Source organism: Methanospirillum stamsii, assembly GCF_003173335.1.
Taxonomy (GTDB): Archaea; Halobacteriota; Methanomicrobia; order Methanomicrobiales; family Methanospirillaceae; genus Methanospirillum; species Methanospirillum stamsii.
Window position 1 is genome coordinate 1 of the sequence record NZ_QGMZ01000024.1, and the last position, 11756, is coordinate 11756.

10 protein-coding genes are annotated in these 11756 nt (G+C 36.9%); 5 read left to right on the top strand and 5 right to left on the bottom strand.

Features of this window, described 5'->3' with window-relative positions; genetic code table 11:
• Positions 1-37: 37 nt before the first annotated feature.
• Positions 38-208 (bottom strand): hypothetical protein, encoded by a 171-nt coding sequence (locus DLD82_RS18660; RefSeq protein WP_181391410.1) that lies wholly within the window; start codon positions 206-208, stop codon positions 38-40.
• A 276-nt stretch (positions 209-484) separates the two neighbouring features.
• On the opposite strand from DLD82_RS18660, the gene DLD82_RS18280 reads away from it, so the two are divergent.
• Positions 485-730, top strand: a complete 246-nt coding sequence (locus DLD82_RS18280; protein WP_146199779.1) for a hypothetical protein — start codon at positions 485-487, stop codon at positions 728-730.
• Between the two features lie 141 nt (positions 731-871).
• Here DLD82_RS18280 and DLD82_RS11580 read toward each other — a convergent pair whose 3' ends face one another.
• Both DLD82_RS11580 and DLD82_RS11585 read right to left on the bottom strand, forming a co-directional pair.
• On the bottom strand, positions 872-2584 hold the full coding sequence (locus DLD82_RS11580; protein ID WP_109941288.1) for an AAA family ATPase: 1713 nt from the start codon (positions 2582-2584) through the stop codon (positions 872-874).
• Between the two features lie 74 nt (positions 2585-2658).
• Positions 2659-4362 carry an AAA family ATPase gene (locus tag DLD82_RS11585; protein ID WP_109941289.1) on the bottom strand — a complete coding sequence of 568 codons (1704 nt, stop codon included), beginning with the start codon at positions 4360-4362 and terminating at the stop codon, positions 2659-2661.
• 364 nt (positions 4363-4726) lie between these two features.
• Here DLD82_RS11585 and DLD82_RS11590 point away from each other — a divergent pair, with 364 nt between their 5' ends.
• The gene (locus DLD82_RS11590) at positions 4727-5287 is read left to right on the top strand and encodes an archaellin/type IV pilin N-terminal domain-containing protein (protein WP_109941339.1); all 561 of its coding nucleotides are present in this window, start codon (positions 4727-4729) and stop codon (positions 5285-5287) included.
• A gap of 72 nt (positions 5288-5359) precedes the next feature.
• On the top strand, positions 5360-5875 hold the full coding sequence (locus DLD82_RS11595) for an archaellin/type IV pilin N-terminal domain-containing protein (protein ID WP_109941340.1): 516 nt from the start codon (positions 5360-5362) through the stop codon (positions 5873-5875).
• A gap of 482 nt (positions 5876-6357) precedes the next feature.
• Here DLD82_RS11595 and DLD82_RS11600 read toward each other — a convergent pair whose 3' ends face one another.
• Together DLD82_RS11600 and DLD82_RS19205 are read right to left on the bottom strand one after the other, a co-directional pair.
• Complete coding sequence (locus DLD82_RS11600; protein WP_181391401.1) at positions 6358-7290, bottom strand: tetratricopeptide repeat protein; 933 nt, start codon at positions 7288-7290, stop codon at positions 6358-6360.
• Positions 7291-8652: 1362 nt separating this feature from the next.
• Positions 8653-8976, bottom strand: a complete 324-nt coding sequence (locus DLD82_RS19205; protein WP_146199781.1) for a hypothetical protein — start codon at positions 8974-8976, stop codon at positions 8653-8655.
• A 555-nt stretch (positions 8977-9531) separates the two neighbouring features.
• Here DLD82_RS19205 and DLD82_RS11610 point away from each other — a divergent pair.
• Positions 9532-10704 carry a glycosyltransferase family 4 protein gene (locus tag DLD82_RS11610; protein ID WP_109941292.1) on the top strand — a complete coding sequence of 391 codons (1173 nt, stop codon included), beginning with the start codon at positions 9532-9534 and terminating at the stop codon, positions 10702-10704.
• Positions 10705-10742: 38 nt separating this feature from the next.
• Positions 10743-11756, top strand: a complete 1014-nt coding sequence (locus tag DLD82_RS11615) for a glycosyltransferase family 4 protein (RefSeq protein ID WP_109941293.1) — start codon at positions 10743-10745, stop codon at positions 11754-11756.

The following is an 11756-nucleotide window of genomic DNA, read 5'->3' on the forward strand; positions in this document are numbered from 1 at the left end:
CACCCCCACCCTTGATTTTCCCCTTATGGTTTTGTAATTACCCACTCAAAGTAGCGATGAGCCCAATTTCTCCGGTGATGTTATCAACTCGTCCAATCAAAGTCCGACGGGCCCGTGATTGTTTCTTTTCTTTGTCCCAGAAGGATATGGAATGATATGCATAAGTGATCCCGGATCGTTTATCTTTTTGGTACACAATTGCCACCATGATTATTCTTCCTCGTTATGTATATTATTTGACACGTAACGATGATAAAGATATCGATCCATGATTGAGGGGAGTTAGAAGGATTAAAAGAGAATGAGGAGATTTATCGTTATGCGTCAGCGGGAATCAAGGATGTACACTCGCACTCTAGTTGAAAATTGCACTGCGAACTATGCTGACAGAGCTCAAAGAAAACAAGGTGAGTGTAGAAATGCTTTTGAAACAATTGCATCGCGTTAGTCTGGTTGATTTTCAGATGGATCAAGATGCTCAGGTTTGGTATGTGGGCATGCAAAAGAAGACAGAAAAAGTTTTGGAGCAGACAGGGAGAAAGAACTCTTTGGTGAGAGGGTCAAGTATGCTAGTGATCACTTTGAAGCTGTTCAGTCCCTACAGATCCCGGTTTATTTCACAACACCGACTATTACCTTCAGACCAACAATAAACGGAGGATTGGGATCGGGAACAGGGGTTACTTTACTGCCTTCGATGATCTCCCGGATAAGGAGAGTCTTATCTTAAAAAATAACCATCTTCGTCGATAAGTTCTTTGAAATTATCTGTACCTATCCGGAATTTTGGCATATGTCAACCTGAATTATAAGGGTTTAGTATTCCTTTAAGGAGAAATTTGTTGTCAAAGTTACTCGGATTGAATTACGGTTATCTACAAAAACCAAGGCCTTTGCGGTTTTCACCCACCCCTTCTTCTCCAACCATTACCTGTTTTCCCTGCAAAATGATTGCCAGTGACCTTATCTGTTCCAGGGGAATCCCTACATTATGAACAACAACAGGATATCCTCTCTCCCGTATTTGTGCTAATGCAGAGGAACATGACCGTATCAGATCTTTCTTTTGACTAATTGATTTGAACTCTATGACATATGCGGTGGGATACTTTGGGCTCTTTGGAACCATGATGATATCTGCCCTGCCATATCCGGACTCCGGATTTGACCGGATTTCGTAGACATATCGAAGATTTGCAAGCAGACCCAGAACGAAGGCATGAAATACAGCTTCAGGCAGTTTCGCAAGATCATACATACTGACAAGTTGCAAAGCCAGATCCTGAAGAAGTTTTTCGAGTTCAATAACGGGATTAGAATGAATGAACCAATCCATAAGTGCATCAAGACCACCAGGCTTTCCCGGATAGATCCGTTCAATGAAAGTCTCGTATGCAAAACTGATCTCCTTGTTTGGTATGGAGAGCCGGTACGCACTCCGGCCACGGATATCTGGCTGTGGATCATCAGCACAAAGGTATCCGGAAAAATATAAAAAACTCCAGATGTTTGACGGAGAAATTCCGATATCTTTGAAGGTAATGGTTTCTGATAGCGGATACCGAAGATCCTGCCCTGACAGGAGATGTTCCAGATCCCTCTTTATTTCCGGACCTCCGGCCTCAAGCTCTTCGTAGATTAACAGATTTGAGGAGGTATTGAGCCAGTGTGGACCTGGCTCATCCGGAAGATTATCAATATAGGTTGTTACGGACCAGGGATTGTAGATTGTATTTGAACCAAATAAATACCCATTATACCATTCTCTGATGAGCAAACCATGTTCTGTAATTTGAAAATCATGAAGTATTTTATTGATATCCTCTTCGGTAAAACCAAACATGGACGCCAGATTATTCTGTTGAAGGGTTGTACAGACTTTGAGGTTATTGAGCTCTGAAAAAATTGACTCTTTAGCAACCCGGAGGATCCCGGTGACCACTGCACGATAAAGAGCAAGAGCATTATCAGGTTTGAGGCTACCACCAAGCCAAAACCGCATGAATTGTGAGATTTTATCATAATACCCGTTTGTCCATGCTTCAATCATCGGTGCATCATATTCATCAATGATAACAATTACCGGTTTTTGATAGTACTGATAACAGTAGAGGATGAGTTCTTTCAGGCTGCTATAATAATCATCGATATCTCCCTCCTCTCTACAAATACGTAAAAATCTCTCTTTTCTTCCATTATCCAAAATAGATTGGATATGTGAGAAGGTCTGAAATAACCGGCTGATTTCTATCTGAACCGCCTGAAGAAAACTTTCAAATGAGGCACGTTTGAAATCTTTTAAACTGAGATAAATTACCGGATACTGACCCTGATGTTTCATGTATTCCGGGTACTTTGCGATTTCAAGGCCCTCAAAGAGGTATGCGTTACTTATCTCGGTCTTTTCAAAAAAGTACCGGAGCATAGTCATGTTCAGAGTCTTACCAAACCTCCGGGGACGGGGGAGCAGGGTTACTTTACTACCTTCGATGATCTCCCGGATAAGGAGAGTCTTATCTACAAAATACCCACCTTCATCGATGAGTTCTTTAAAGTCATCTGTGCCGATCCGGAATTGAGGCATATTGGGATCCTGATTAATATATTATATTATTCATCACGGGTGAATATGTTTTATCTGGAATGTAAAAGTGGCACCTACAATAATTTTTTACTGTTTTCACCCACCCCTTCTTCTCCAACCATTACCCGTTTTCCCTGCAAAATGATTGCCAGTGACCTTATCTGTTCCAGGGGAATCCCTGCATTATGAACAACAACAGGATATCCTCTCTCTCGTATCTGCGCTAATGCAGAGGAACATGACCGTATCAGATCTTTCTTTTGACTAATTAATTTAAACTCTATGACATATGCGGTGGGATACATTGGGATCTTTGGAACCATGATGAAATCTGCCCTGCCATATCCGGACTCCGGATTTGACCGGATTTCGTAGACATATCGAAAATTTGCAAGCAGACCCAGAACGAAGGCATGAAATACAGCTTCAGGCAGTTTCGCAAGATCATACATACTGACAAGTTGCAAAGCCAGATCCTGAAGCAGTTTTTCGAGTTCAATAACAGGATTAGAATGAATGAACCAATCCATAAGTGCATCAAGACCACCAGGCTTTCCCGGATAGATCCGTTCAATGAAAGTCTCGTATGCAAAACTGATCTCCTTGTTTGGTATGGAGAGCCGGTACGCACTCCGGCCACGGATATCTGGCTGTGGATCATCAGCACAAAGGTATCCGGAAAAATATAAAAAACTCCAGATGTTTGACGGAGAAATTCCGATATCTTTGAAGGTAATGGTTTCGGATAGCGGATACCGAAGATCCTGCCCTGACAGGAGATGTTCCAGATCCCTCTTTATTTCCGGACCTCCGGCCTCAAGTTCCTGGTAAATCAACAGATTTGATGAGTTATTGAGCCAGTGGGTCGCAGGTAAAGCGGGATATTTGGTAATAAACTGGGAGACCGACCAGGGGTTGTAGATTGTCTCTGACCCGAAGATGTATCCATTATACCATTCCCGGATGGTGTTCTTACAGTCAAGCAGATTAAAATCATGAAGAATTTTTCCGACTTCTTTTTCTGTGAATCCAAACATGGATGACAATGGGCCTGGTTGCAGGGTTGTTGAGACATCAAGGTTGTTGAGCTCTGAAAAAATTGACTCTTTTGCAACCCGGAGGATCCCGGTGATAACAGCCCGGTACAATGCAGAGGCATTATCATGTTTGAGGCCTCCTCCAAGCCAGAACCGCATGAATTGTGAGATTTTATCATAATACCCGTTTGTCCAAGCCTCAATCATCGGTGCATCATATTCATCGATGATAACAATTACCGGTTTTTGATAGTACTGATAACAGTAGAGGATGAGTTCTTTCAGGCTGCTATATAAATCATCGATATCTCCCTCTTCTCTGCAAATACGTAAAAACCTCTCCTTCCTTCCATTATCCAGAATGGTTTGAATGTGTGAAAAGGTCTGGAACAACCGACTGACTTCTATCCGTACCGCCTGGAGAAAACTTTCAAATGAGGCACGTTTGAAATCTTTTAAACTGAGATAAACTACCGGATATTGACCCTGGTGTTTCATGTATTCCGGGTAATTTGCGATTTCAAGGCCCTCAAAGAGGTATGCGTTGCTCGTCTCGGTCTTTTCAAAGAAGTACCGGAGCATGGTCATGTTCAGAGTCTTACCAAACCTCCGGGGCCGGGGGAGAAGGGTTACATCACTTCCCCCTATTATCTCCTTTATCAAGAGGGATTTATCTACGAAGTAGCCATTTTCATCACGTAGTTTTTTAAAATCGTCTGTGCCGATCCGGAATTGTAGCATATTGGTATCCTGATTAGTATACGTTTAGTACTCCTCGTCTATGAGAATATTGTTAGTCAGGATAATATCTGTTACATCCAGGTATCCGGATTTATTACGCGCATAAAACTAAATGGATAAATAGGCTGTTGAATTCTAAATAGGCGATTTTATTTGAAGGGAGGATATTCAATTCATGACTCCATGGAATCTTAATTTTAGTCCGGGAAACTTATTAGATTATTTAAGTTACTCATATCACCAGTTATTTGTAAATATAATTGAAATTACAAGAAAAAATTTTCAGATAATTTAGCAGATATCCGGTTTTTTACGTGGAGAAAAATTAATGTGTAATCTAAAGAGATATAATTCTGGGGATTTCATGAAACTATACGATGAGGCATTTTCAGGTCTTGAAGCAGCGATTGTAGTAATTGCATTTGTTGTAGTAGCAGTAGTTTTTGGTATGGCAGTCCTTGGTACTGGTTTTTTTGCAACACAAGAAGCGGAGAAAACGACAACATCAGGGTACAAAATGGCTTCTTCGACAATTTACATTGAAGGGGGAGTTTATGCTTATTTAAAAGATGGTTTTGGATCCAACTCAGCTCTTGATGATGTTCAATTCAGTGCTGCCATCCCTGAAACCGGTCAAGCACAAGACATGAATGATTTAATTATTGTCTATACTCATTCAAAAGATACCTCTATTGTAAGAGAATTTACCTATGGAAATGGCCCTATTGCCGATTATTATCATTTCGGAGCGGATGGATCCTCTATAATGTTGCCAGGTGAAAGAAGGAACTTTCGGTTGGATCAGGTAGATGGCCCTATTCCAGGAGGATGGTTTACAATAGAATTTAAACCAAAAGTTGGGGCGACAACATTTGTGACATATCATTTACCTGATTCATTTCAGGGTGGATCAGTTTTCACATAATTTTTGTAGGAACATTTATGCTAAATGAAAACTACATACAATTGTTCGGGTGACCGAACAGGACGTATTGATATGAGAAAAGATTCAGCATTTTCCGGCCTTGAAGCAGCAATTGTTCTGATTGCATTTGTTGTCGTGGCCGCAGTGTTCTCCTACGTTATGCTGGGAGCAGGGTTCTTTGCAACCCAGAAGTCACAGGAAGTTACCTATTCAGGTATCAAACAGTCTACATCCAACATGGTTCTTGATGGACAGTTGTATGGAAATGGAAAGACAATTACCCAATTGACATTCTATCTCACTGTACCAGAGGGTGGACAGCCACAAAAGATGAGTGATGTGAATTTCCTTATGACTGTTGGGGGTAATACTGTTTCAACTCTTGGATCTGTTATCAAGGGGGATGAACTTCTTCAACCAGGAGCTAGAACGAAGATTGTAGCTCATTTAGGAAATGCAGCAAATAATAGATATGCACCTAACCCATTAAGACCATCATTTACTGTTGAAATTAAGCCAAAAGTTGGTGCATCCACATTAATTTCTAAGACCTTAAGCAGTGGATACAATGGTGGAGTAATCATCTAATCTCTCCTTTTTTAGGTGAATTTTCACAGATATTCTAGAGTTTCTTAAATTTTAGTGATTTATCTTAAAGATACTAATATCAGGTTTTTTATTATATTAATTATATCTTCATTTTGATATTAATCAAGTGAAGGTTACAAAAAGCGGATGATTAAACACGTAATCATTAGCATTTTTAACAAGCATAGTTATTTTATTAGTACAACACCTGAGTTCAGGAATAAACATATATAATCACATACTACTCTTCTTAAGTTCATATCGATGAACAGTAAGCTTTCTTATTATTTGAAAAAAGGAAATCGAATGGTTTTTCTTTTTACAATGAAATCATATAGAGAAAAATGAATTTCCATGCGAAAATTACAATTGCCTAATAATTATCTAGTACACTGGATTATTGATTGTAAAAAACCGACTGAATAATAGAGAATCTTAAAGATTTTTCATTTTATAGGATTGTTTAGAAAATAAAAAATGCCTTATCTCCGGATTACCGAAACGAATGCAAAGATGATAAATAATCCAAATATTCCCAACACTGAATTATTTGACAGAGATGTAAAAAGGTATTCAGAGATTGGATCGGTATATTGGCCTGAAAATAATGGGAGATAATTAGGATATTCCTGGTTCTCCGGGTTAAGAGAGATTGCCTTTTTTATTGCATCTGTTGATTCGTTCATTTGATTGTCTAATTTCAGATTTTTCGCATACCAAAACCACCCAACATCATCTTCTGGTTCAAGACGAGTATAATTATTAAAAGAACTGGTTGCATTGTGAATATCTTTAATACGAGAATAAATGATTCCTTTGTTAAACCAGGCTTTAGCATGAGACGGATCTTTTTTAATAGCTGTATCATATGCCGTCAAAGCAAAATCGAATCTTTCTACCTTCTCATATGCCATCCCCAGGTTGACCCAGGCATTAGAATCATCCGGTTGAGCTGTAGTAACATGTTTGAACTGTTTGATACTTTCGTTATATTGTCCGAGACGATATTTCACCAATCCCAGGTAAAAGGATGCTTCAATATTTTGAGGATTTGAGTTAACAGTCCGATTGAAATAGTAATCAGAAGCCACATAATCTTCTTTGTACAAAGACGTAAGACCAAGATTATACAAAATCCGGGCATCTTGTGGACTGAAATTTAAAGCTTTATGAAAAGAATCAATTGAACTATCATAGGAACCTTCTGCAAGAAAAACCAAACCTTTCAAATTCCAGGCTGAACTGTTATCAGGATTTTGAGTGATAAATGTGTTTAATACTTCTAGTGAATGATTAAAATCACCTATGAGATACAGGGATTTTGCATAATCCAGCGTATTGTTTAAATCCCCCTGATAATCACTTCCAAGTGCTGTATTAATACAGATAAAAGAGAAAATAATAATGAAAATCATGTAACAAATTACTTTCATATATGGATGTTTGTCTTCCCGACAAATAGAATAAACGAAAATAAACAATGTCCGTTATTATTAATGAAAAATTAGTATGAAGATGTTTGACAGATATTTTATCCTCGATACTGATCAGGTTATCCTATTTATTTTAGCAGGATTATCATTCTGCATAGTTTTCGGGCTTTCTGCACCAGCATTACTGATGAATGATGAATGGATTACTGTAAACCAGTTAAATCAACTGGTCACCGGATCACAACTTATTGAAAACGAGGGAAAATACGGATCAAATTTATCGCATGAACAAACAGAATATTTTTCCACGAGGGGTAATTTCCTTGGATATAGCATTTTTCTTCCCTTAGTATCAATATTCGCAATGAAGCTAATTCTGATTTCTGAAGAATCATTCAGACTCCTGTTTCTTATGATATGGTTCGTGGTCACCATTTCTGCATTACTTGCAGGTATTTGGCTCACAAAACAATATAATAAAAAAATGCCTCATTATGCCTTATGGGCTCTTTTACTGTCCTTTTTTGGATTATTTCTTTTAAATCTTTATTACTATCAACCATTCTATTTTTCTATAGATAAGGACCCAATAGAATCAGCAGCAGTAATATTCACAAACGAAGCCCTTTTTGCTCTTATGGCGCCCCTAATATATTCGCTGTTTCGAAACCTCTCACTTAATAGACGGAGTGCTCTATTCAGTACCATGGCACTAATCTGTTGTTCAACTTACTTTTTCTGGTCAACAACAGCGAAAGATCATTTACTTGTTGCATTTCTTCTGACTGTACTTTTCTGGTTATTCTCCAGGATTTTATCGGATGAAAATAAAACATCATGGTTCTCTTTTTATGCAATATCCGGTTTATTATGCTGGGCGAGACCAGAATTTGGGATTTTTATCGTTGTTGGATTAATAATCTGGAATTTTTTCCTCTATGTATCTCCAAAAATTCAACAAACAAATTTCCTTAAAATTGGTTGGAAACAACAAACAATATTCAGCGCCCCGGGACTTTTGATAGGATTAACACCCTTTTTTGTGAATAATTATTTTATAACAGGCAATATGTTCGTCCCCCCTCAATATTATGTATATTCTAGCAAGTTGCGTCTGACTTCGGTTATTTCATCGATGGACACGGTTCAAAATGACATTTTTTCAAGATTATTCTTATATTTTGGACAAACAATAAATTTTTTCAAACCAAATATCCATGATATCCTTGTAGATATTCCTGGTTTAGCACTCTCTCCCTCAAATGGGGGTGCAGGTATCCTGTATATATGCCCTATAATCCTGCCGGCATTGTTATTTGGATTGATACATCGGAGAGAATTTTTTCAGATATATTCTCCAAAAATCAGAGAAATGATGAAATTTTCTGTGATTGTTATCATTTTGACTTTTATTGCGTTTTCACGGGTGATTAATGGATCAACTACAAGTTTGGGATCTCTTCCGGATATGAGATATTTTTCTCCCTTATATATCCCTCTGGGCATAATATCAATTCTACTATTATCTCCTTTGATAATGAAAACATCAGAGCAGTATCTTAAATATCTCTTTATATCAGTTTTTATTTGTACACCGATTCTGGTAATTGGAACGACCCTGGCATTACCATTTGGATTTACAAATTTTATGTGCACCAATTTTTTCATGAAAATTCTAATTTTTCTCGTTTTACTAATTTTTGTATTATCTGCACTGGATAAAAAATTCTGGACACGAAAGAGACTTTTCCCACTCTTATTTTCAAATATTATTATGATTCCGGTAGCTTTTCAGTTTTTCCTTGTTGTTTTTTATGGCAATATGAAAATGAACGGATATAATTTTTGGCAACCGGTTCTTGAGTATTTATTTACTTATGTTATCCAGATCATTTCGTAACTTTTTGTCGATTTTTGAAACATTTCAATGAGAAAACTCAAGATAAATTTTGAATACCTTCATCTTCGCTAGTAGAACCACTTAACGAAGTTTAAAGAATAAAGGACATTTCTTTGGGAAATTGGAGGACCGTGAGTTACTGCCCTTATCTTCAATGGATTGAAAAGAATAGCAGAGTATCAAGGCCCTACCCATTATGGAGAGGGTAGCGCAAAATTGTAGCCGATAGCAATTAGTTATAATAAGGAAGGACGAATATTTAAAGCATAAATTTTCCAATGGAATTCTGACACTACCAACCTAATTATCCCGGATATAGAAAAATGAAGGTTTTATCCATAACTACAAATTATCCAAAAAATTCTCTTGATCGAATCGGCTCTTTTATTCACGAACTTAATAAAAAAATTATTGAACAGGGCTTTGATGTTATTGTTCTTTCTCCGGATTGTCCACCTCAAAAAAATGAGCCATTTATAGAGGGGGCACACATAAAAAGATTCCAATATTTTTTTCCTAGGCATTCACAAGCTTTAGCAGGCAAATATGGCATCATTCAAAACATTAAACTAAATCCACTAATTCTTTTACAAATCCCTTTTTTTTTCTATTTTGGAATATTAGCAGGGATATCAATAATACAACATTGTAAACCAGATATTATTCATGCTCACTGGCTCATTCCAAGTGGACTTTTCGGGATACTTTTTAAAAAAATTTTTTGTATCCCCCTCATTATTACTGTGCATGGAACAGATGTTCGTAATTTACCAACAATTTTTAAAAAAATGTTCCTTAAGCAGGCAGATGCTATCATCTCCCCACACCCGGAGATAACGCAAAAAATTTGTGAGTGTAATCTTTTTGCACATCATATTCCTAATCTTATTGAAGAAAAACCTCAACCATTATCCGATCTTGAAGAATTATTACCAGAGATTAAAGAGAAAAAAGTTATCAGTTTTATAGGGAGATTGGATGTATTTAAAGATCCTATCACCCTTGTTCAATCAGTCCCAATTATTCTAAAAAAAAGAAATGATATCCTTATTATCATCGCCGGAGATGGTAATTTAAAAAAAGACATCCTTCAATTGATTAAGAAATTTGGTATTCAAAGGAGTGTAAAAATCCTCGGTTGGTTTGATGAAACACCGCTAATTCTACAAAAAACAAACATTTTTGTCTCTTTAAGCCCTATTGAGAACATATGGAGTTTATCACTGGTAGAAGCGATGAAAGCCTCAATACCATGTATTGTAACAAATTGTGGGACAACTTTATCAGTACTACGAGATAAAAAAGATGCAATCCTTATTCATTCTCATAATCCATCTGAACTAGCTGAAAAAATCCTCTTTCTTCTTGAAAACGAAGAAATTGGTAAAAAAATAGGTTCATCTGGAAAGAAGATTGTTGATGATTTATTTAATAATGAAAAAAATACCCAACAAATTATGAAAATCTACTCTCAAATATCCAGAAAAAAATGTTAGCTCATATTGACAGATTAAACTAAAACCGGTATGTATGTATGCAAATTATATTTCCATTGATTAAAGCTGGATCTGGATCTGATGTATTCACTTACAACTTAGTTACAGGACTGAAAAAAACATCAATAACTACAAATATTAAATATCTCCCATTATGGTCAGGGTATATACCCTATTTAAGTAGACTGTTTTGCGATACATCTGAATATGACCTTATTCATTCAAATACTTGGAATGGGTTTGCATTTAAAAACAACCTACCTCTAGTAGTAACAGAATACCACCTCGTTAATGACCCAATTTTTCTGCCTTATAAAACATCTTTACAACGGCTCTATCATTCATATATTTTTCAATGCGAAAAAAAGAGTATTAATGTTGCAGATTCAGTAATTAGTATAAGTAACTATACAAAAAACAAAATTGAAGAAGTTTTTGGCTATTCTGATTCTATCCTGATTTACAATGGAATTGATGAAACAATTTTTAAGCCATTTGATGTTGAAAATCAGAGAGTTAACTCAAATAATGTAGTTCCTTCAAAAAATAAGATTTTATTCTTTTCAGGAAATGCAATAATTAGAAAGGGTGGTGATCTACTTCCAAAAATTATGAATGAACTCGGGGATAAATATTCGCTGTTAATAAGTGGGGGATTACGAAAAAATACTCACTTAAATGCGCCAAATATTATTTCCACCAGGAAATTATCTTTACAGGAATTGGTAGAAACCTACAATAATGCAGATATTTTTCTTTTTCCGACTCGGCTTGAAGGATTCGGCCTCTCGGTTGCAGAAGCCATGGCATGTGGAAAACCTGTTGTTACAACAAACTGTTCAAGTATGCCTGAACTGGTAGTTGATGGAAAGGGTGGATATTTATGCCCAATGGATGATGTTAAAGCATTTGCTGATGCCATCCGCCATCTCGCCGAAGATGAAAACCTTCGAAAAAAGATGGGAATATTTAACCGTCAGAGGATACTGGATATGTTCACCATTGGACGGATGACGAATGAGTACATCCGTCTTTATCGGAAATTGATATAA